At 66.1% G+C, this 20,549-nt stretch carries 18 protein-coding genes; 11 read left to right on the top strand and 7 right to left on the bottom strand.

Annotated features, from left to right (window positions below):
• Positions 1-93: 93 nt before the first annotated feature.
• The 3 genes from HTUR_RS01420 to HTUR_RS01430 are packed head-to-tail and all read left to right on the top strand — an operon-like array spanning position 94 to position 2,524.
• Complete coding sequence (locus HTUR_RS01420) at positions 94-1,119, top strand: ABC transporter ATP-binding protein (RefSeq protein ID WP_012941517.1); 1,026 nt, start codon at positions 94-96, stop codon at positions 1,117-1,119.
• Complete coding sequence (locus HTUR_RS01425; RefSeq protein ID WP_012941518.1) at positions 1,119-1,931, top strand: ABC transporter permease; 813 nt, start codon at positions 1,119-1,121, stop codon at positions 1,929-1,931. Before HTUR_RS01420 ends, HTUR_RS01425 begins: the two co-directional genes overlap by 1 nt.
• Before the next feature lie 59 nt (positions 1,932-1,990).
• Positions 1,991-2,524: a zinc ribbon domain-containing protein gene (locus HTUR_RS01430; protein WP_012941519.1), complete on the top strand. Its 534-nt coding sequence runs from the start codon at positions 1,991-1,993 to the stop codon at positions 2,522-2,524.
• A 56-nt stretch (positions 2,525-2,580) separates the two neighbouring features.
• Here HTUR_RS01430 and HTUR_RS01435 read toward each other — a convergent pair whose 3' ends face one another.
• Both HTUR_RS01435 and HTUR_RS01440 read right to left on the bottom strand, forming a co-directional pair.
• On the bottom strand, positions 2,581-3,384 hold the full coding sequence (locus HTUR_RS01435) for an alpha/beta fold hydrolase (RefSeq protein WP_012941520.1): 804 nt from the start codon (positions 3,382-3,384) through the stop codon (positions 2,581-2,583).
• A gap of 124 nt (positions 3,385-3,508) precedes the next feature.
• Positions 3,509-4,525 (bottom strand): NADP-dependent oxidoreductase, encoded by a 1,017-nt coding sequence (locus HTUR_RS01440; RefSeq protein WP_012941521.1) that lies wholly within the window; start codon positions 4,523-4,525, stop codon positions 3,509-3,511.
• Positions 4,526-4,671: 146 nt separating this feature from the next.
• Here HTUR_RS01440 and HTUR_RS01445 point away from each other — a divergent pair, with 146 nt between their 5' ends.
• Complete coding sequence (locus HTUR_RS01445) at positions 4,672-5,376, top strand: carbonic anhydrase (RefSeq protein ID WP_012941522.1); 705 nt, start codon at positions 4,672-4,674, stop codon at positions 5,374-5,376.
• A gap of 47 nt (positions 5,377-5,423) precedes the next feature.
• Here HTUR_RS01445 and HTUR_RS01450 read toward each other — a convergent pair whose 3' ends face one another.
• The 4 genes from HTUR_RS01450 to HTUR_RS01465 form a co-directional block, all read right to left on the bottom strand.
• Positions 5,424-6,080 carry a trimeric intracellular cation channel family protein gene (locus HTUR_RS01450; protein WP_012941523.1) on the bottom strand — a complete coding sequence of 219 codons (657 nt, stop codon included), beginning with the start codon at positions 6,078-6,080 and terminating at the stop codon, positions 5,424-5,426.
• Between the two features lie 139 nt (positions 6,081-6,219).
• Positions 6,220-8,733 carry a DUF2309 domain-containing protein gene (locus HTUR_RS01455; RefSeq protein ID WP_012941524.1) on the bottom strand — a complete coding sequence of 838 codons (2,514 nt, stop codon included), beginning with the start codon at positions 8,731-8,733 and terminating at the stop codon, positions 6,220-6,222.
• A complete protein-coding gene (locus HTUR_RS01460) occupies positions 8,723-10,222 on the bottom strand; it encodes a proton-conducting transporter transmembrane domain-containing protein (protein WP_012941525.1) in 1,500 nt (499 codons plus the stop codon). The genes HTUR_RS01455 and HTUR_RS01460 overlap by 11 nt, the downstream gene beginning before the upstream one ends.
• A gap of 305 nt (positions 10,223-10,527) precedes the next feature.
• Positions 10,528-10,992 carry an Lrp/AsnC family transcriptional regulator gene (locus HTUR_RS01465; RefSeq protein ID WP_012941526.1) on the bottom strand — a complete coding sequence of 155 codons (465 nt, stop codon included), beginning with the start codon at positions 10,990-10,992 and terminating at the stop codon, positions 10,528-10,530.
• Positions 10,993-11,212: 220 nt separating this feature from the next.
• Here HTUR_RS01465 and HTUR_RS01470 point away from each other — a divergent pair, with 220 nt between their 5' ends.
• From HTUR_RS01470 to HTUR_RS01495, 6 genes are all read left to right on the top strand, one after another.
• A complete protein-coding gene (locus tag HTUR_RS01470; RefSeq protein WP_012941527.1) occupies positions 11,213-11,431 on the top strand; it encodes a hypothetical protein in 219 nt (72 codons plus the stop codon).
• A gap of 110 nt (positions 11,432-11,541) precedes the next feature.
• Positions 11,542-11,736: a cold-shock protein gene (locus HTUR_RS01475; protein ID WP_007259363.1), complete on the top strand. Its 195-nt coding sequence runs from the start codon at positions 11,542-11,544 to the stop codon at positions 11,734-11,736.
• A gap of 323 nt (positions 11,737-12,059) precedes the next feature.
• Positions 12,060-12,425, top strand: a complete 366-nt coding sequence (locus HTUR_RS01480) for a cupin domain-containing protein (protein WP_012941529.1) — start codon at positions 12,060-12,062, stop codon at positions 12,423-12,425.
• An 87-nt stretch (positions 12,426-12,512) separates the two neighbouring features.
• Positions 12,513-13,622 (top strand): FecCD family ABC transporter permease, encoded by a 1,110-nt coding sequence (locus HTUR_RS01485; protein WP_012941530.1) that lies wholly within the window; start codon positions 12,513-12,515, stop codon positions 13,620-13,622.
• Positions 13,622-14,473 carry an ABC transporter ATP-binding protein gene (locus HTUR_RS01490; protein ID WP_012941531.1) on the top strand — a complete coding sequence of 284 codons (852 nt, stop codon included), beginning with the start codon at positions 13,622-13,624 and terminating at the stop codon, positions 14,471-14,473. The genes HTUR_RS01485 and HTUR_RS01490 overlap by 1 nt, the downstream gene beginning before the upstream one ends.
• 173 nt (positions 14,474-14,646) lie before the next feature.
• On the top strand, positions 14,647-15,780 hold the full coding sequence (locus HTUR_RS01495) for an ABC transporter substrate-binding protein (protein ID WP_012941532.1): 1,134 nt from the start codon (positions 14,647-14,649) through the stop codon (positions 15,778-15,780).
• 93 nt (positions 15,781-15,873) lie between these two features.
• Here the strand turns inward: HTUR_RS01495 and HTUR_RS01500 are convergent, their stop codons facing one another.
• Complete coding sequence (locus HTUR_RS01500) at positions 15,874-18,225, bottom strand: methyl-accepting chemotaxis protein (protein WP_012941533.1); 2,352 nt, start codon at positions 18,223-18,225, stop codon at positions 15,874-15,876.
• A gap of 205 nt (positions 18,226-18,430) precedes the next feature.
• Between HTUR_RS01500 and HTUR_RS01505 the strand changes: the two genes are divergently transcribed.
• Positions 18,431-20,497: a DEAD/DEAH box helicase gene (locus HTUR_RS01505; RefSeq protein WP_012941534.1), complete on the top strand. Its 2,067-nt coding sequence runs from the start codon at positions 18,431-18,433 to the stop codon at positions 20,495-20,497.
• Positions 20,498-20,549 lie beyond the last annotated feature (52 nt).

Consider the following 20,549-nt stretch of genomic DNA (forward strand, 5'->3'; position numbering starts at 1 on the left):
TCGATCGAAACGAACCGGCAAAAACGACCGTAACGACCGTCTCGGGCGCCGCAATCAACATTCTTAACCGCGGCCGGGGCCGACTCATCGGCGATGCCACCGGCCATCGAGACCGTCGATCTCGTGAAGGAATACGGGGACTTGCGCGCGCTACAGGAGTTGTCGCTGACCGTCGAGGAGGGCGAGTTCTTCGGCCTGCTCGGCCCCAACGGCGCGGGCAAGACGACCTTTATCAACACGCTGGTCGGCCTGGTCCGCAAGTCCGGCGGCGAGGCGCGGGTCTTCGGCCACGACGTCGAGGCGGACTACCGGGAGGCTCGCGACGCGATCGGGCTGGCGCCCCAGGAGTTCAACGTCGATCGCTTCTTCCCCATCAAGGAAGTCCTGATGCACAAGGCCGGTTACCACGGAATCCCCGAGGACGAGGCCGCCGAGCGCGCCGACGAGGTGCTCAAACGCGTCGGGATCTACGACAAGCGCGACGAGCGCTTCGACTGGCTCTCCGGCGGGATGAAGCGCCGTCTGCTGCTCGCGCGAGCGCTGGTGACCGATCCCGACCTGCTCATCCTCGACGAGCCCACCGCGGGCGTCGACGTCCAGTTGCGCCACGACCTCTGGGAGCTCGTGACCGAACTCAACGAGGAGGGGACGACGATCCTCTTGACGACCCACTACATCGAGGAGGCCGAACGCCTCTGCGACCGGGTCGCGATCATGAACGAGGGCCGGAAGGTGACCGTCGCGACGCCGGACGAACTCAAAGAGCGCGGCACCGACACGATCTCCGTCCGCCTCGAGTCCGGCGTCTCCGCGAGCGCGGCGGCCGACCTCGAGACCGATCTCGGCGCGTACGCCCACGAGGTGACGACGAGCGGCGAGACCCTCGAGGTCCGCGTCGACGACGGCGGCTCGACCGCGCCGCGCCTGTTGAACGACCTCGAGGCGCGGGGCCACGAGATCGCCGACCTCGAGATCACCCGAACCTCACTCGAGGAGATCTTCGTCGACTTGACCCGGAGCGAGGACCGGACGGTGACCCGGTCGTCGGCCTCGAGCGCCGATGAGGGAGAGGAGAGCGAGACGACGCCGGCGGAGCGCGAACAGGAGGGGGTCGCCTGATGCTGCCGAAACTGTCGGTCGGCTTCCGCGCGCTGTTCCGACGCGAGGTGTTGCGATTCGTCCGCCGTCCGAAGAACACGTTCATGCCGCCGGCGATCACGAACGTCCTCTACTTCGCCGTCTTCGGGCTCATTCTGGGCGGCCGAATCGACCAGATCGCCGGCTTCGACTACATCCTCTTTATCGTGCCCGGACTGGTCGTGCTGGGAGCGATCTCGAACGCCTTCGAGAACGCCTCGTTCTCGATCTTCCACGGGAGATGGAACGAGTACATCCACGAAACGCTGACCTCGCCGCTGTCCTACGCCGAGATGGTCGTCGCCTACGTCGCGGCCAGCGCGGTGCGGGGGCTCATCGTCGGCGTCATCATCGCCGCCGTGGGCCGCCTGTTCGTGCCGATAAGCATCGAGCACGGCCTGTTTCTCGTGGCCACGATGGTCGTCATCACGGCGCTGTTCGCCGGCTGCGGGATCATCGGTGGCCTCGTCGCTCGTGACTTCGACGACCTGACCGTGATGAACCAGTTCATCCTCCGGCCGCTGGTGTTCTTCGGCGCGGTCTTCTACTCCCTCGAGACGTTCGAGCAGGCGTGGCAGGTCCAGCTCTCGCTGGTGAACCCGATGGTCTACATGGTCGACAGCGTCCGGTACGGACTGCTGGGCCACTCGGACCTGATCGGCGTCGGTATCCTCCCCGCACCGTACACCGAGTTCGCGCCGCTGTTCGCGCTCGGGGTGCTCACGGCGGCTACCGTCCTCGTGCTGGCGATCGACGTCTACCTGTTCAAGATCGGCTACGGACTGACCGACTGACCGCGATCCGTCGAGTCGTCTGTGATACATTTATTTCCCTGACTGCTCGATGTCGGAATATGGAAACCGATCACTGTCCGCACTGCGGTGCCTCGCTCTCGCCGAGCGCGAACTACTGCAGCGAGTGCGGGGAGGCGGTAAACGACGACTCGTGGGGATCCTCGAGCGCGGAGAGTTCGTGGGGCGGCGCCGACGACCGGTCACTGGACGGCGCCGGCGACTCGTCTTGGGACGCCGGCAACCCGTGGAGCGGTTCGAGTCCGGAATACGCGTCGGGTCGCCGACCCGAAGGCGATACGACGCTCGCGGCGATCACGCACGTGCTCGCGATATTCACGTGGGCTATCGGTCCGCTGATCGTTCTCGTCGCTACCGAGGACCCGTTCGTCGAGGAGAACGCGCGAAACGCGTTAAACTGGCAGATCGCGTTCACGATCTATATGACCGTCTCGTTCTTCCTCACCCTCGTCGTCGTCGGCATCGTTCCCCTACTGGTCCTCCCGATGGTCGATCTGGTGTTCTGCGTCCTCGCCGCGATCAAGGCCGCCGACGGGGAGGCGTGGTCGTATCCGGCGACCCCCGATATCGTGTGAGCGCTGGGGAACAACCCGCGTGACCGCGACGCGACGGCTGCGTTCCGCCGGTTCGATCATTCGGCCAGACCGAGGACCTCGTCGCGGACCGAACACAGCGTTCCCAGGTGGTCGTCGTCGATCTCGCGGAGAGTGACGGCCGGCCGGTCCTCGTAGGCGGTTCGGACCGGACCGATCGGGGCGTTTTCGTCGTCGATTCCGTGCCAAACCGTCACGTCGTCTGGCAGCGGGAGCGACCAGTCGGCCGCGAGCGCCCGACTCTCGCGGACCGCACCCGATGGCCCGGCCGATAGCCCGACGCGAAAGTCCTGACCGACGATGCGGGCGGTCTCGTCGTCTACGGCTCTATCGGTCAACTGGTCGACGACGAATCGATCGCCCCGGAACCGTGCGACGATCGCGCCGAACCGGAACGCGATGCCCAGGAGTCTCGGGAACCCCACGAGCGGACCGAACGGCCCTCCGTCGTGTGCCGGAACCGGAGCGCCGATCACGCCGACGTCGGAGACGCGATCGGCGTGGTGTGCGGCGACGGCCAGCGCGTAGGGGCCGCCGCCCGAGAACCCGGCGACCGCGACCCACTCGAGTCCCAGGGCGTCGACGAGCGCTCGACAGTCTCCGGCCCACGTTTCGAACGTTCCGTCCGGATTCGGATCGGAACGACCGTATCCGGGTCGACTCGGCGCGATTACGCGAACGCCTCGAGCGCGGGCGGAGTCCGAAAGCAACGCTCCGAGGTGGGACGACCCGGGCGTGCCGTGGTGAAAGATCAGCGGCGCGCCGTCCGGATCGCCGTACGTCGCGAACGACAGCGTCCGATCGTCGGGAAGCGAGATCGACTCCGACTCGGAAACGACCATACGAGATGTCAATATCAGGTACGTATCATCGTTACGAACATCGATAGCGGCGGCTCGATAGCCGACGCTCGTCTGCGACGGCGACTACTCGAACGGCTATCGTCGACCTCGAGTCGCGTCGCCCCTACCCGTCGTACTCGGCGACCTTCACCAACTGCTTCCCGATGTTCTCGCCCTCAAAGAGCCCGAGGAACGCATCGGGCGCGTTCTCGAAGCCTTCCACGACGTTCTCGCGGTACTGGACGTCGCCGTTCTGGACGAACTGCGAAAGTCGCTCGAGCGCCTCGCCCCACCGGGGCTGATAGTCGCTGACGAGTAGGCCCTCGACCGTCGCGCGGGTCTCGATGAGTTTGGCGAGCTTTCGCGGCCCCGTCGGCACCTCGGTCTCGTTGTAGAGGGCGATCTGGCCGCAGACTGCGACGCGGGCGTCGAGGTTCAGCCGGGGCCAGACGGCGTCCGTGATCGGGCCGCCGACGTTGTCGAAGTAGACGTCGACGCCGTCCGGACAGGCCTCGTCGACCGCGGCCGAGAGGTCGTCGGTCTCCTTGTAGTTGATCGCGGCGTCGAAGCCCAGCTCCTCGGTGAGCCACTCGATCTTCGCCTCGCTGCCGGCGGTGCCGACGACTCGAGCCCCCGAGAGACGAGCGAGTTGGCCGACGACGGAGCCGACCGCGCCCGCGGCCGCGGAGACGACGACGGTGTCGCCGGGTTTCGGATCGCCGACGTCGTTCAGGCCCCAGTAGGCCGTCACGCCGGGCATCCCGAGAACGCCCAGCGCCGTCGAGATCGGTCCGTGATCGGGGTTCACCGGCTGGAGTTCGTTCGCGTCCGCGACGGCGTGTTCCGCCCAGAGGAGGTCGCCGGTGACGATGTCGCCCGCCGAGAACTGGCCGGCGTTAGACTCGAGGACTTCGCCAACGACGCTCGCTCGCATCGGGTCGCCGACGTCCCACGGCTCGGCGTACGACTCCGCGTCGCGCATCCGCCCGCGCATGTACGGGTCGACGGACTGGTAGAGCGTCTTCACGAGCACCTCGCCGTTGTCGGGTTCGGGGCGGTCGACGGTGACGAGTTCGAAGTTCTCCGACGTCGGTTCGCCGACGGGACGACTGGCAAGTCGCCACTGTCTGGTCTCTGCCATACGCCTACGAGGGCGGGCCGACGGGTGAACGTTGGGCTCCCGGAAGGCGACGAACGGTCCCGATCGTCGATCCGAACGCGAGGCCGGCGCGGCCGCGGATGCCAGCGAGTCGAACCTTTTTGGTCGCCGTTCGTGTACGTCTCGGTATGGAATCCCCTCGAGACACGCTCGAGACCCTGCTCGCCGGCAACGAGCGCCACGTCGAGGCGCTGCCCGAGGACTACTTCGCGGAGGTTCAGACGGGCCAGCACCCGACCGTCGTCGCGATCTGCTGTTCGGACTCGCGGGTCTCTCACGAGGGCATGTGGGGGATCGATCGGCCGGGCGCGGTCTTCACGCCGAGCAACATCGGCAACCAGATCTGGGACGAGGACGACGGCGAGCGGATCGTCGACGGCGGCGTCCTCTACCCGATCCACCACACCGGTACCGACGTCGTGGTCGTCGTCGGCCACACCGGTTGCGGGGCCGTCACCGCGGCTTACCACGTCGTGACCGGCGAGGAGCCGCCGGGACCGCAGGGCGTCGACAAGTGGGTCGATCAGCTCGTGCCCGTCATCGAGGAGGCGCTCGAGAGCGGACTGATCGACACCGACGCGGACGAGGAGCGGGTGATCAACCAGCTCGTCGAGTACAACGTCGACTACCAGGTGCGATCGCTCACGGAGGCCGACGAGATTCCGGACGACGTCACCGTCTACGGCTTCGTCTACGACTTCCAGGGCGTCTACGGCGATGAACCCGGACGGACGTACCTCGTCTCCGTCGACGGAGAGACCGACCCCGACGCGCTCGCCGGTCTCGCGCCCGAGGGGTACGAGGCGACGGCTCGCAGTTTGTTCCACCAGTAGTCCCGTCACTCGGGACCAGTTCCACGGCTCTCACGCCTGGGACTGGTTTAGTGCTCGACCAGTCCTAACCCCTGTATCGTCGGCAGATTCCAGTCGTACGTGACCGCAGCTAACCGCGTTACCACGGTCACAACCGCACAGATTCCAGCAGCGGTGTTCCCGGAGACGCCGACGGTCGCCGCCACAAAGTACACACTCCCGCCCAGCACCGCACAGCTCGCGTAGAAATCGTCGAACAGGATGAACGGAGAGCGATCCAGAAGGATGTCGGCGAACGCACCGCCACCCACCGCGTTGATCGTCGCGATGGCGATGACGCCGAACACCGAAACGCCCGCTTCGGTTGCGACGATCGCACCGGTCGTCGTAAACGCGGCGAGTCCGATTGCGTCCGCGACCAGCGTGATCGGATGCGTGTCCGGCGTCGTGAGGACGACGCTCAGTGCGATCGCTAACCCGACTCCGAGCAGTCCCAGACCGATTTCGATCGGGGACTGAAGCGCTAACGGAACCCGCGTCACGAGGATGTCGCGCGTCGCTCCGCCGGCGAACGCCATCGCCAACCCGACGATAGTGATTCCGAGCACGTCGAACTCCTCGCGGATCGCCTTCGATGAGCCGACGAGGGCGAACGCGATCAACCCGATCGTGTTCATCACTGCGAACGGATCGCCGAACAGCGCTGCGAGGAGACTCTGCCCCATTGCACGCCCCTAATAGAACGGGTCTCTTGAGTGCTCCGAGACGACCTCTCGCACGGTCAACCGGACCCGAACCGCGCCGTTCGCAACGGTGTCTGCGGCATCGTGCCGGAACGGTGTGCGATCGATCGCCAGTCGAGCCTCAGTCGTCGTCCGCCGTCTGCGGGACCGGCGCGGGCTCGGTCTCCGGTTCCGGCGTCGCCTCGGCCTCGACCTCGACCTCGGCCTCTGTCGCCCACTCGAGGTCGCCGGCGTACTGGAAGACGGCGTTGTCCTGCTCGGGGTCCACGACCGTCAGGTCGCCGATCCAGCCGTTGTCGAGCAGCGTGCGCACGTCCCCGTGCTTACGGAGGATCTCGGTCACGCGATCGACCGGCGCGTGGATCACGGCTGTCAACCGCAGCGGCTGGTGGTACGGCTGGTCGTCGTCGACCTTCAGCGACTGGAGCGGCAGACCGGTCATCAGGTCCCCGCCGTTGCCCTGCAGGACGCCGACGTTGCCGATCGGGTTCTGGGTGATCTTCGAGCCGCTGCCGTAGACCGCGTTGTCGACGGTCGCGAAGTAGTACTGGTTGTTGATCCACTGGGTGACGACCAGCGGCCCGGTGAAGATCGCCTCGAGCGCGTCCCCGTCCGGATCGGTCGTCCAGTCGTAGGAGTGGAGGAACGCGCGCCCGTCGAGGTTCCGATCTTCGGTCAGTTCGCGGGGACCGATGACGAACGAGGCGTTGCCGGCCAGCCCCCACTCGGGGCGGGCCTCGGCCCAGTCGGCCGCCTTGCGTTCGACTTCGCCGACCGCGTCGTCGCCCGCCGACGCGGTGCGTTCGGCCGCGGAATCGGCGCGAGCCGCCTCGAGGTCCGCGCGGAGGGACGCGAGGTCCTCGCGATGGCTCTCTGGCACCGCATTGTCGAACAGTTCGATCTCGTCGGTCGTCGTGTTGTGCTCGCCCGCGAGGAAGACGGTGTCCTCGGGGACGTCGATCCCGCGCTCGCACAGTTCGGCCCGCACGTCCTCGTCGTTACAGATCTCGGCGAGCACGCGGGCGTTCGGGCCGCCCGGGTTCCCCGCGCAGGCCCCGCAGTCGAGACTCGAGTCGAAGGGGTTGTTCGTCGTCTCGCTGGCGTGGCCCGCGAAGACGACCAGGCGGGCGAACTCCGTCCACCCCATGAGTTCGAAGGCCGTCGCGGCGTACTCGACTTTCTCCTCGAGGGTCATCCCCTGCGGAAGGGCGTGGTCGGCGTGGCCGTGGTCGTCGTACGCGTCGTAGTCGACGGCCGGGGAGGCGGCCTCGTGGTAGCCCGGCACGCGCTCCTCGACGGCGCGCTCGAGCGCGGCGATCGCCGAGGGCGACAGCGTCCGCGCGGCCATCGCCGAGCCGTAGGCGCTGCCGGCGCCCTCGACGAACGTGAACGCGGCGACGACGTTGCTCTTGAGCGTCGTGAAGTGGTTGCGTACCGCGCTCGCCACCCCGGTCCATCGGCCGCGGGTCGTCGCCGCGTCGCTCTCCTCGTCGGGCCGGTCGACGACGCGGTGCTGCGGGTCGACGATCGGCGGACAGGCGTCCGTCTCGGCGTGCGAGTCGTGCTTCCGATGGCGCATCGGAACCCCGAAAAAGCCCGCGTAGCCGTGGGTCTCGTAGGGGCCCTGGGCCTCGATGTGGCGGCGGATCACCTCCGAGCGGGTATCGATGCAGAACACGAGCTGTGCGGCCGGTCGCTCCCCGTCGTCGGCCTCGGACGGGTCCGTCACCGAGTCGTCGATCTCCTCGAGGAGGTGCTCGCGGTAGCTGCGTTCCCACGCGGTCAGCCAGATCTCGGGCAGGGGGACCTCGCCGTCGGCGTCGCTCGCGTCGACGGTCACGGCGGTGGCGGCGGTCGTCGCGTCGTCCGTACTGCCGTCGTCGACCGCCTCGGGATCGATCGGCGCGTCCAGCAGGTCGGCCAGCGTCAGCCGCACCGCCAGATACTCCGGCAGCGTGATCGGGTACTGCTCCTGCCACGCGTTGGCGTCGGCGTCGGTCCGCTGCTTGATGAACCCGCTCCAGCCCGGGAGCGCGGCGAGGTGGTGCTCGAGGACGTCCATCAAGCGACTGTCAGGGTAGTCGCTCAGCGCCGCCTCGAGCGCCTCGGTCGCCGTCTCGGGAAGATCGTCGGGGTCGTCACAGCCGGGCACGTCGCCGTCGTGGGGAGCCATCTCGCGCCAGGCGGCGTAGAACCCCGCCTCGCGGTTCGGCATCGACCACTTCGCCCGTCCCTGATCGAGGAAGGCCGCGAGCCACTTCGTCAGCACGCGGTCGACGGCCGCGGTCGCGTCGTCGGTCTCGGTGCCGCGCTCCGCCTCGGTTTCGGCCATCTCGTCCAGAAGCGTCTCGGGGTCCCGGTCGATGCCGCGGGCCTCGAGTTCCGCCCGCAGCGCGTCGGGATCGATCCGGCCGGTCTCCCACGCTCGGCGGAAGACCGACGGATGCGGGTAGCCGCGACCGCCGAACAGGCGTTCGCCCTCCGCGATGGCTTCGTGGAACGGCTCGTCCTCGAACCCCGAGAGGGGGTTGGCCGTGACGAACGAGTGCAGCGGCCAGACCGAGCCGATGCGCTCTGCCGCGCGGTCGATACACTCCTCGATGCGACGACGGTCGTCGGTTTCCTTACGCGTCATTGTAGTCCTCCTTGTCGGTGAGCACGGTGTTCGGATCGGGTTGGGAGAGGTTCAAAAGCGAGACGTAGAGGCGCTTGCTCGAGCGGTACCAGCCGAGTTCGGCCACGAGGTAGGCGCCGACGAACAGGGCGACGACGAGGTAGTGGGCGACGGTCATCTCCGTCGAGACGTGGGTCATCGGCACGCCCGACAGCATCGTCGAAACGGCGTTGAACGCGATGGCGTAGCCGCTGATCGCGGTCAGGACGACCAGCGGGGCGCTGACGAACCTGACCGACGCCGGCAGGGTCGAGCGCCGAAGAATGTCCCGTGCCGCGGTCAGCGTCGTCAGGACCACGACCAGCGTCAGGATGGTCCCGCTGTTCAACTCGAGGCTCGTCGCCTTCCCGGTGAGGACGCCGAACAGGACGCCGCCGCCGACGGCGGTCGCCAGACTGACGGCGATCCCGGAGAAGCCGAGATGCGTGTCTTTCCCGTCTTTCGGCACCGCTTGCTCGACGGCGGCGCCCGACGAGAGGAAGAGGTACGCCTTGTAGAAGCCGTGGAGGACGAGGTGGGCGATCGCCGCGGCGAAGAAGCCGAGGCCGCACTGCAGTATCATAAAGCCCATCTGGGCGATGGTCGAGCAGCCCAGCTTGCGTTTGACGTCCGTCTGGACGAGGATCATCGCCTGTCCGAGGAGGGCGCTGACGGCGCCGAGCAGAACGACGAACGACATGATGGCGAGATGGTCGGCGACCACCGGAGCGAACCTGGTTAGCAGGACCCCGCCCGCGTTGACGAACCCGGCGTGCATCAGGGCCGACGCCGGCGTCGGCGCCGTCATCGACGACAGCAGCCAGTTGTGGAAGGGGAACAGGGCCGACTGGATGATCGCCGCGAGGACGATCCCGCCGGCGGCGACGAGGCCGACCGTCCGCGAGACGCCCTCGAGGGCGCCGAAGATGCCGGTGAGGGTGGTCGCGCCCGTCGCCCAGGCGAGGAGGGCCAGCGAGGCGGCCAGCAGGCCGCTGCTGGCGAGGAAGTACCGACGAGCGAGGGCGGACGCGGCCCGCGCCTGCTCCCACTCGCGGACGTGACCGATGAGCGACGCCATGAGCAGCCCCATCGCCAGCCACGCCGCCGCGAACAGCGCGACGTGGTTCGCCGCGGTCAGCGTCATGACGACGAGCGTGAACCCGAGAACGCGGTAGTAGAACCGATCGATGTGGCGGTCCCCGGCCATGTAGCGCCGGGAGTAGCTGTGGACGATCCCGCTGAAGAAGGTCACCACGACCCACATCACCGCGGTCAATCCGTCGACGCGCAGCGCGCTCGAAAACTCCCACCCGGCACCGTTCCGGGCCGCCAGCGCGAGTACCCCCAGACTGAGGGCGAACAGCGCCCAGACCGTCCACGTCGACGCTCGGGGAACGACCGAGGTCGATGGCGTCGGTTCGGAGAGTTGTGCGACGGCGTCGTCGGATGTGGGTGCACTTTCGTCGGTCATGCTTCGATTTCGCGCTCGACCAGCACGGGATCGCGGCCGGATCGCGCCGAATCGCTTCCGGCAACACTTGCGCCGCCGGTCGTCTTCACCCAATATACGAACAGACTGGTTATTATAGCCTTTGGTTCGAACAAATTGTTCGGCCCTCGCTTCCTCGTGGACGATCGTGATAATTACACCACTCATCGCGAATGTCTCGGTCACGGAACGCCGTAGTCGCCGGTTGCGAGGACCACAGCGAACGGAAACCCGAAAACGGGCGGAACGAAGGGGTATTCGTCCGGAAACGGAGACGCTTCGTCGCGTTACTGGGAGGCGAATTCGTCGAACGACGTCGACCGGTGGCTCCGCACGAGCACCTCGTCGGTGATCGTCAGCCCCATGTCCGAGATCTCCTGTGCGATCGGCGTGATTTCTCGGTCGTTCTTGACGACAGCCGTCACGAGCAGGTTCTGTTCGCCCGTGACCAACTCCTGTACCGAGACGACGCCCGGAATAGCGAGGATATCGTCGATGTAGTCGCCCCGCTCCGGAATCGACGCCGTGCAGTAGAGGAGCATCCGAATCGGATATCCGGACTTCGTGTAGTCGATGTTCGCGCTGTAGCCTTTGATGACGCCCTCGGACTCCAACCGCTGAATGCGTTTGCGAACGGTACTCGAGGACGCGTCGGTCCGTTCGGCGATTTCGCTCGACGAGAGGTTCCGGGCTTCCTCCTGGAGCGCGTAGAGAATCTCCCGATCGACCGCGTCGAGTTCGTAGTCCGTCATACGGTCCGTTTGTCCGCGATGAGTATAAGGAACTTCTGCTGACAAAACGCGAGAACCGCTGTTCGCACGCCGATCCGCCACACCGTACGCTCGAGGGAGTCCTGTCGCCGTCGATGTCGGCACTCGTCGCCAGAGGTGTAGCACTCGCCGCTATCGTCGTCGCTACTCGACCCCGTCACCGTCGGTACCGTTTTGCTGTTCGCACGCGCATTCCTCTCGCATGCGACGGTTCCTCGAGTCCGACACGGGGTTTTACTACGCGGTCGGGCTGTTCACGGTTCTCGTCTTTCTCGGCGGGCTGGTCGTCCTGGCGGTCGTCAGCCCCGGAGATATCGGCGCGACCGAACTCGGCGGACTCGTCGTCGGATTCTTCCTGTTCATGCTGGTCTTTTTCGTCTCGGTAACGGTTCGTCGGCTCGAGGACCGCGACGAACTGTGACGAACGCCGATTTTCGCCGAAACGCGGCCGACGGCGCGCTATTCCTTCGATATCGAGCGCTGAGTCGAGCCGCAGGCTTTATCCGTGTCGCGGCGCTCTCTTCAGAAGCAATGGCGAAAGGAACCGTTGATTTCTTCAACGACACTGGCGGCTACGGATTCATCGAAACTGAGGACGCGGACGAGGACGTCTTCTTCCACATGGAAGACATCGGCGGCCCCGACCTCGAAGAAGGACAGGAGCTCGAGTTCGACATCGAGCAGGCCCCCAAGGGCCCGCGCGCGACGAACGTCGAGCGCCTGTAAGGCGAATTCGCGGAGGTATCGGCACTTCAGAACTGTATTTTACACCGGCGAGCGGCGGCGCTGTCGTCGGCTGCGTCCTGAGCGCAATCCCGGCAGAGTGGTTTCGGTTCCCACGTGTTGGTAGATATAAGCGCACGCGAGCGATCGTGATCGACACCCATGTTCGCCCCTGCAATCGGCGTTCCCGAACTCTCGATTATCCTGTTCAATCTGGTGCTCGTCCTCGGCGCTCTCGGCGGCGTCTGGTACCTCCTCGGCCGACTGCGCGGCGCGCTGTAGCGATCGACCCGGATCGTTTTGTGGATCCGGCGCCGACTCGAGGTATGTCCGATCCGCTGATCCGCCGCCGCGACGAGATCGAGTACGAAACGGTCGACGCGGCCGACGGCCTCGAGAAGGGCGTCCTCGTCAGCGACGACCACGGCGCGCCCCACTTCGCGATCCGCCGGTTCGTCCTCGAGCCCGGCGCCGAGGTGCCGAAACACACCAACGACGTCGAACACGAGCAGTACGTCCTCGAGGGCGAGTACACCGTAGGCATCGGGAACGAGGAGTACGCGGTCGAAGCCGGCGATTCGCTGCTCATCCCCGCCGGGACGGTCCACTGGTACCGCAACGAGGGCGACGATCCCGGCGCGTTCATCTGTGCCGTCCCGAACGGCGACGACGAGATCGAACTGCTCGAGTGAACGTCACGGAGAGCGGACGAATGAGGTCGTCCCGACTCGGTCGGCAACCACAAGTACTAAACGTCTTTTAGGATAACCTAAACCCCGATGGTAGAAGCGCAGTCGGTCGGCGAGCGCGCGGCGACTCGGGACCGAGAGGGGTGGGTCACTGGGACGCTCGTGCTCTTCTGTTTGGCGAGTGCGATCATCACGGTCGTCGCCGGACTCGTACAGGTGACGTTCGGAGAGTACTCGATGACGTTCGTGGAGGCGTGGGGGGCGGTGTTCGAACCCACTGTGATGTTCAACCTCGAGGCGTGGTCGGCGTTTCTCTTCGGCACCGAGCTCCCCGAGATGAGCACGGACAGCGTCGTGGTGTGGAACCTCCGGCTCCCCCGCGTCTTCGTCGCGATCATCGCCGGCGCGACGCTGGCGATCTCCGGGGCGATCTTCCAGGCGGTGACCCGAAACGAGCTGGCCAGCCCCTTCGTGCTCGGGGTTAGCTCCGGCGCCGGGTTCGCGGTGCTGGCGACGCTCGTCGTCTTCACCGGGTTCGCGCCGTACCTCCCGCTGATCGCCGCCGTAGGGGGAACCGTCGCCTTCCTGGTCGTCTACGGGATCGCCTGGAAGGGCGGGACCAGCCCCGTTCGCCTCGTGCTCGCGGGCGTAATCGTCAATATGGTCTTCCAGTCGCTCCAGCAGGGGCTGTTCTTCTTCGTGGATGATCTGGGCGTCGCTCAGACGGCCATCGCCTGGCTCACGGGCTCGTTTACCGGCACGGGGTGGGGAGAGGTCCGGATCGCCCTCATTCCGGGCATCGCCTCGATCGCCGTTGCACTCGCCAGTTCGCGGCAGTTGAACGTCTTGTTGCTCGGCGAGACCACCGCCAAGTCGCTGGGGATGCGCGTCGAGCGCGTTCGCTTTTTCCTCTCGGCGGTCGCCATTCTCGCGGCGAGCGTCGCGATCGCCGTCGCGGGCATCGTCAGCTTCTTCGGCCTCGTCGTTCCCCACATCGTCCGGAACGTCGTCGGCGGCGACTACCGACAGCTGATGGTCGGCTGCCTGTTCGCCGGTCCGGCGCTGATGGTCACCGCCGACGTCGGCGCCCGCCTCGCGCTGGGCGGGATGCAGATGCCCGTCGGCGTCGTGACCGGGCTAGTCGGCGGCCCCTACTTCCTCTATCTGATGCGCAAGCAGCAGTCGATGGGTGAGCTATAATGTCACAGAACGAGTCGCAGATGACCCAAGAACGGATCACCGACGGCGACGGCGTCGCGGTCGAGAGCGCACTGGTCGGCGAGGACCTCGCGTTGAGCTACCCGACGACCGAGGAGACGATCGTCGAGTGCGCCCGACTCGATATCCCCGAAAACGCCGTGACCGCACTCGTCGGGCCCAACGGCAGCGGGAAGAGTACGCTGCTGAAGTCGCTCTCGAACCACCTCGAGCCCGAACGCGGGACGGTCCGAATCCACGGCGAGGAACTCGACACGTTCAACCGGAAGGAACTGGCTCGCGAACTGGGCGTCCTCTCCCAGGAGAACGACTCGCTGAGTTCGATCACTGTCGAGGATCTGATCTACCACGGTCGCTATCCGCATCGTGGCTTCTTCGACAGCGTCAGCGAGGAGGATCACGCGGCCGTCGAACGCGCCCTCGAGTTGGCGGGAATCGAGGAGCTCCGGGACGCCGAACTCGGCCAACTGAGCGGCGGTCAGAAGCAACTGGCCTGGATCGCGATGGTGCTGGCCCAGGACACGGACGTCCTCCTGCTGGACGAACCGACGACGTTCTTGGACGTCCACCACCAGTTCCGCGTCCTCGAGACGATCCGGCAGTTAAACGAGGAGAAGGGGGTCACCGTAGCCGTCATCCTCCACGACATCGCTCAGGCCGCCCGCTTCGCGGATTACCTGGTCGCGATGCACGATGGGGAACTGTACGACTGGGGCCCGCCGGAGGAGGTCGTGACCGAGCAGTTGTTGGCCGATGTCTTCGGCGTCGAGGCGACCGTCCAGCACGAGCCCGAACTGCAGGTATTGCCCCGTCGAGCGCTACCCGAACGCTGAGAGTCGGAACAGCTATACTTCGTTGAGCTGGCCTAAAAACTGGTGGCGACCGACGACGGAACGGCGAGATGTGGCCGATATCGTTACCGACGACGCGTAATCGGTGGGACTACGGACCGGCCGCCTCTATGAGTTCGGAACACTTTTGATGGTTTAGGCCAACCTAAATTCCGATGACCGACGAATCCCTCTGGACGAGACGCAACGTCCTTCGAACGAGCGGCGCAGTCGCCGGAACGGCCGCGTTGGCCGGCTGTATCACCGGCGAGGAGAACGGAGACGGTAACGGAGACGGTGACGGTGGCGACGACGTCGACGGGCCGTACACGGTCTCGATGCCGCCGGTCGGCGAGGTCGAGTTCGAGTCGGTGCCCCAGACGTGGGCCGCCGGTACCGGGGATTGGGCCGATATGGGGATCGCACTGGGTCTGGAGCCCCCGAAGGCCCTCTATCTCACGCGGCGGCTCCATACGGGGTATTACGACGACATTCCCGACGTGAGCGTCGATCCGAACGCGATCGATTCACTCTGGGACGACGAGTTGACCCGCGAAGAGTTCCTGACCCTTGCCGAGGAAGTGGATCTCTTCGTCATGGATCCGAACTTCCTCAAGGGGCGGGCCAACTGGAGCGACGAAGACATCGAGCAGGTCGAAACGACGGGGACGCCGTTCTTCGGGAACACGATCTTCTCCCGGGACTACCCGTGGCATCAGGACTACGACTACCTCTCGATGTACGAGGCCTTCGAGAAACTCGCCGAAGTCTTTCAGGAACAGGAACGATTCAGCGAGTTCGAGACGCTGCACGACGACTTCCAGTCGGAACTCGAGAGCGTCGTGCCCACGGGCGACGGACCTGGGGCTGCAGTCCTGTACCCGCAGTTGGAGGAGGACTCCTTCCTCCCCTACCTCATCGACGAGTCGACGACTTTCAAACACCTACGGGACCTCGGGGTCGAGGACGCGCTCGCGACCTCCGACGTCGAGGACTTCCACAGCGGCCGCGGGTCGGTCGACTACGAGACGCTCCTCGAGATCGATCCGGAGTACATCCTGCTTCGTACCGAGCAGTACCTCTCCGAGGAGGAGTTCCAGCAGGACATCGTCGAACCGATGCAAAGCCACAACGTCGGGCAGGAACTGACGGCCGTCCAGAACGGCGACATCTACAAGACCCTGCCGTTCTATCAGGGCCCGATCATCAACCTCGTCGCCACGCAGCGGTTGGCCCAGCAGCTCTACGACGTCGAGGACGACCTGTTCGACCCGCAGGCCGTCAGCGACATCGTCAACGGCGACTTCTAAACGACCCTCGAGTTCCGGACTCGAGGTCCGCCGCGACCTCTGAAGATCCGTCTCTCGGTTCTCCAGACGGCAGACGGCGTCGACTGAAGCCGCTTACTGGGACTCAGTCCACGTGAATTCCTGTGAGCCGTCCGTCGACGCCTCGTCGGCTCCGCCAGCCGTCGATTCGTCCGTATCACTGGGCACCGCATCGTCTCCCTCGCCGTTCGTCGGCTCGAGCTCCGCGTCCGGCTCGACTGCCACCTCGAACGTCGAGAGCGCGTCGGAAAGGTCCTGTGCGCGCTCGGACAGCGACGTCGCGGTGTGAGAAACAGTGACGAGCGACGAGGTCTGTTCCTCCGCGGCCGCGGCGACGGTCTCCGCCTCGGCGCTGGTCTCCTCGCTGATCGCCGTCACGTCGTCGGTCATCGAGACGACCTCCTGGGTCGCGGCGGCCTGTTGCTGGGTCGCCGCCGAGATCTCCTGAATCCCGTCGTTGGTCTCGTCGGCGAACTCGGAGATTTCCTCGAGGGCTGCGACTGACGTTTCGACTGCGTTGCGGTGGGCCGCGATCCGCTCGTCGGTTTCGCGGACGACGGCCGCCACGCGGTCCGCTTGCTCGTTGACTCGCTCGAGGCGGGCTTCGATGTCCGTCGCTGCCTCCTGTGTGTCCTCGGCGAGGGACTTGACCTGATCTGCGACCGCGGTGAACTCCGCGTCGTCGGATCGCGAGCGCGCCGCCTCGATCGAGGCGTTGAGCGCGAGCACGTTCGTCTGTTGCGTGACGTCGCCGATGAACGCCAGCAGATCGTCGATCGCCTCGAGTTCGTCCTCGAGTCGGTCGACCTCCGCGACGGCCTCGTCGGCCTCCGCCTCGATGGCGTTCATCCCGTCGATCGCCCGGCGCGCCGATTCGCGGGCGTCCGTGCTCGTGGCGGCGGTCCGCTCGGCGAGCGTGGCCACCTGCGAGGAGGTCGCGGCGATCTCCTCGGTCGTCGTCGAGAGTTCGTTAACTTCGTCGGCGATCGCCGTGAGCTGCGTGCTCTGGCGTTCGGCGCCGTCGGCGATCTCCTGGACCGACGTCGTCACCTGCTCGGAGGCCGACCGCACCTCGGCGACGCCCTCGGCGGTCGACTCGGCGCTCTGGTCGACCGCGTCGGCGAACGCCCGCGTCGCGGCGACCGTCGCCTCGATGTCGTCCATCATGCCGTTGAACTCCCGGGCGACCGTCTCCATGGCCTCGCTCTCGTCGTCGGGCTCGAGCCGACGCGTGAGATCGCCGTCCGCGCAGGCGCGCATCGTTTCGCCGTACTCGTCGGCCGTCCGCTCGAGGTGTCGAGAGAACCGTTCGGACTCGGTCCGCGCCCGCTCGGCCTCGGCCCGGGCCGCCTCGGTCTCCTCGAGGCGCTCGCGGAGCGACCGTCGCATCCGGTCGATCGACCGGTGTAACTCGCCGAGTTCGTCGCGCCGCTCGGACTCGACCGGCTCCTCGAGGTTCCCGTCCTCGATGGCCGCCGCTCGCTCGGAGAGGTCCCGCAGCGATCGGGCGGTGTTTCGGCCGACGGTCGCGCCGAGCACCACGATGCTCGCGAAGACGACGCCCAGCATGCCGAGGATCTGCAGCGAGATGTCCGACTGCAGCGAGTAGGCCTGGGCGGCGGGGACGCGGGTCGTCATCGTCCACTCCCCGTTTCCGTTCTCGATCGGCGCGTAGCCGACGACGGTCTCCTCGCCCGCGCCGGACTCGATCGACGTCGTTCCGGCGTCGCCGCCGACCGCGCCCGCCTCGAGGACGTCATCGCGAAGGAGCAGCGAGCGGTCCTCCGCGAGCACGACGGTCCCCGAGCCGTCGACGACGACCGCGTCTTTCGTACTGTCGCTGGCGATCACCGCTCGAGACAGCGACTCGAGGTCGACAAGCCCGACGACGTGGTCCGAGTCGCCGGGGACGGTGCTGACCGCGAGCATCGCCGGCCGACCGTCCGCGGTCTCGAACGTCTCGGTGAACGTGACCCGGCCCTCGGCCTCGATCGCGCTCGAGAGCCGTTCGTCGGCCGCCTCGCTGAGGCGACCGTCCTCGACGACGGCGTCCGTTCCGGCCTCGATGTCGACGGTCCCGTTCCCGGCGTCGACGTAGTACGCCCCCTCGAAACCGGGGCGTTCGTTCAGCCGGTGTAACGAGTCGGAGATCGAAACGCGGTCGTCGTTTCGAAACTCGAGCGATCGAGTGAGCGATTCCAGATTTCGTTCGGACGATTCCAACCAGCCGTCGAGTCGCTCGGCATCGCTCTCGGCGTCGCTGACGAGCCGCGACTCGACGTCGTCCTCGAGTTCGGAGCCGGTGTGTGCGTAGATGACGCCGCCGAACACCCCCACGACGAGCAACACCACGAATAGCGCGGCACCGAACCGGAGCGCGTAGCTGCTTCGAACACCCGGAACTCCCCGTAACGGATTCAAATCCATCGGATTGGGAATTCTATCAGGTATACGTGTAACTCACTATGAGTGATATGTACGGCTATAGTCCGCTCGTCGTCGGTACGAACGGATACGTCGTCGCCGTTCGTCGGGGCGCACCGAAACCGACAGTGGTTGTCGCTTCCACGGTTCGCGCTCGAGTTCGGTGCAGTCCGAACCGCTGAAATACCGTCCCGCCATACGGCCACTCGTGTCGAAGCAGGTCCAGGAGGTCGAAACGATCTTTTGTCACGCGACCGGTGACGATTATCTCATCGTCGTCGAGCGCGACGGAAAGCGGCTGTTCCGGGCGAAGCTCGGACTCTCCGAGACGTCGGCGGGCCCCCGTCCCGCGAAGTTCCGGCTGAAGCAGGGCTCGAGCGAGGAGCCACGCCAGCCCGACGAGTTCGTCGAACTCGCCCGGCGAGCCGGGCGGATCCGCATCTCCGAGCAGACCGCCCCCGAGAAGCGACGCGAACTGCGGGAGATGCTCGAGGGCTACCAGCTCGAAGACAAGTCCAAGACCGTCCGGACCTGTCGCTACTGCGCCTCCGCGGGGCGGTACTCACCGATCACGACCGAGACCGCCGTCAAGGACGACAACGACTGGATTTGTCGTGACTGCGCCCGTCAAGAACTCGAGCGCCAGCTCACCTACTCGGGCAGCGGCGAGGTGACGGCCGCCGCGAAGGACCGCCTCGAGGACCTCATGCTCGAAGTTCAGGACTTAGAGCGGATCGTCAACCTGCTGCAGGGGCAGTTAGACCCCGACCTAACGAAGTTCGATACCATCTCGGCGACGACCGACGAGGTCGACCCCGTCCGAGTGGACTCGCTGAACCTGCATCCGGGACTGCAGAACCTGCTCGAGGACCGGTTCGAGACGCTGTTGCCGGTCCAGAGCCTCGCCGTCGACCACGGCCTGTTCGACGGCGACGACCAGATGGTCGTCTCGGCGACGGCGACCGGGAAGACGCTGGTCGGCGAGATGACCGGGATCAACCGCGTGTTAAACGGCAAGGGGAAGATGCTCTTTCTCGTCCCCCTCGTCGCGCTCGCGAACCAGAAGTACGAGGACTTCCAGGACGAGTACGGCCACCTCGTCGACGTCTCCATCCGGGTCGGCGCGAGCCGCATTTCGGACAACGGCAACCAGTTCGATCCGAACGCCGACGTCATCGTCGGTACCTACGAGGGGATCGACCACGCCCTCCGGACGGGCAAGGATATGGGCGACATCGGGACCGTCGTCATCGACGAGGTCCACACCTTAAAGGAGGAAGAACGTGGCCACCGGCTGGACGGCCTCATTTCCAGACTGAAGTACACCTGCGAACAGCGCGCGAAGCGACGGGACGACTACGGCGGCGCCCAGTGGGTCTACCTCTCGGCGACCGTCGGCAACCCCGAACAGCTCGCGACGGCCCTCGAGTCGAAGCTCATCGAGTTCGAGGAGCGCCCGGTGCCTATCGAGCGCCACGTCACATTCGCCGACGGCCAAGAGAAGGTCCGCATCGAGAACAAGCTGGTCAGACGGGAGTTCGACACGGAGTCCTCGAAAGGGTATCGGGGCCAGACGATCATCTTCACGAACTCCCGCCGACGGTGTCACGAGATCAGCCGAAAGCTGGACTACTCGGCCGCCCCCTACCACGCCGGGCTGGACTACAAGCGCCGGAAGAAGGTCGAACGTCAGTTCGGCGAGCAGGAGCTCTCGGCGGTCGTCACGACCGCGGCGCTGGCCGCGGGGGTCGACTTCCCGGCCTCGCAGGTGGTCTTCGACTCGCTGGCGATGGGGATCGAGTGGCTCTCCGTCCAGGAGTTCCACCAGATGCTCGGCCGCGCGGGCCGGCCCGACTACCACGACAAGGGGACGGTGTACGTGCTGGTCGAACCCGACTGCTCCTATCACAACTCGATGGAGATGACCGAGGACGAGGTCGCGTTCAAACTCCTCAAGGGCGACATGGAGTCGGTGATGACCCACTACGATGAGGCCGCCGCCGTCGAGGAGACGCTGGCGAACGTCACCGTCGGCGGCAAGGCCGCCAAGGCGCTCAACGACCGCATGCTCGGCGACGTGCCCACCAAACACGCCGTCGGCAAACTCCTCGAGTACGACTTCATCGACGGCTTCGAACCCACGCCACTGGGACAGGTGGTCACCCAGCACTTCCTCGATCCCGGCGAGGCGTTCGCCCTGCTGGACGGCATCCGGAAGGACGCTCATCCCTACGAACTGATCGCCGACCTCGAGTTGCGCGACGACGACCTGTAATCGCCCTCGAGCCGACCTGCATTTCAAGTTCGCACGAGTCGGCCGGAACGCT

Origin of the sequence: Haloterrigena turkmenica DSM 5511, from assembly GCF_000025325.1 — an archaeon.
Classification (GTDB): domain Archaea; phylum Halobacteriota; class Halobacteria; order Halobacteriales; family Natrialbaceae; genus Haloterrigena; species Haloterrigena turkmenica.

Bases quoted from the DNA above. Each gene is read 5' to 3' on its own strand.
- HTUR_RS01495 (WP_012941532.1), top strand. From the start codon at position 14,647: ATGACCGACGAATCCCTCTGGACGAGACGCAACGTCCTTCGAACGAGC.
- HTUR_RS01420 (WP_012941517.1), top strand. From the start codon at position 94: ATGCCACCGGCCATCGAGACCGTCGATCTCGTGAAGGAATACGGGGAC.
- HTUR_RS01490 (WP_012941531.1), top strand. From the start codon at position 13,622: ATGTCACAGAACGAGTCGCAGATGACCCAAGAACGGATCACCGACGGC.
- HTUR_RS01440 (WP_012941521.1), bottom strand. From the start codon at position 4,525: ATGGCAGAGACCAGACAGTGGCGACTTGCCAGTCGTCCCGTCGGCGAA.
- HTUR_RS01470 (WP_012941527.1), top strand. From the start codon at position 11,213: ATGCGACGGTTCCTCGAGTCCGACACGGGGTTTTACTACGCGGTCGGG.
- HTUR_RS01445 (WP_012941522.1), top strand. From the start codon at position 4,672: ATGGAATCCCCTCGAGACACGCTCGAGACCCTGCTCGCCGGCAACGAG.
- HTUR_RS01450 (WP_012941523.1), bottom strand. From the start codon at position 6,080: ATGGGGCAGAGTCTCCTCGCAGCGCTGTTCGGCGATCCGTTCGCAGTG.
- HTUR_RS01435 (WP_012941520.1), bottom strand. From the start codon at position 3,384: ATGGTCGTTTCCGAGTCGGAGTCGATCTCGCTTCCCGACGATCGGACG.
- HTUR_RS01500 (WP_012941533.1), bottom strand. From the start codon at position 18,225: ATGGATTTGAATCCGTTACGGGGAGTTCCGGGTGTTCGAAGCAGCTAC.
- HTUR_RS01475 (WP_007259363.1), top strand. From the start codon at position 11,542: ATGGCGAAAGGAACCGTTGATTTCTTCAACGACACTGGCGGCTACGGA.
- HTUR_RS01455 (WP_012941524.1), bottom strand. From the start codon at position 8,733: ATGACGCGTAAGGAAACCGACGACCGTCGTCGCATCGAGGAGTGTATC.
- HTUR_RS01425 (WP_012941518.1), top strand. From the start codon at position 1,119: ATGCTGCCGAAACTGTCGGTCGGCTTCCGCGCGCTGTTCCGACGCGAG.
- HTUR_RS01430 (WP_012941519.1), top strand. From the start codon at position 1,991: ATGGAAACCGATCACTGTCCGCACTGCGGTGCCTCGCTCTCGCCGAGC.
- HTUR_RS01465 (WP_012941526.1), bottom strand. From the start codon at position 10,992: ATGACGGACTACGAACTCGACGCGGTCGATCGGGAGATTCTCTACGCG.
- HTUR_RS01485 (WP_012941530.1), top strand. From the start codon at position 12,513: ATGGTAGAAGCGCAGTCGGTCGGCGAGCGCGCGGCGACTCGGGACCGA.
- HTUR_RS01480 (WP_012941529.1), top strand. From the start codon at position 12,060: ATGTCCGATCCGCTGATCCGCCGCCGCGACGAGATCGAGTACGAAACG.
- HTUR_RS01460 (WP_012941525.1), bottom strand. From the start codon at position 10,222: ATGACCGACGAAAGTGCACCCACATCCGACGACGCCGTCGCACAACTC.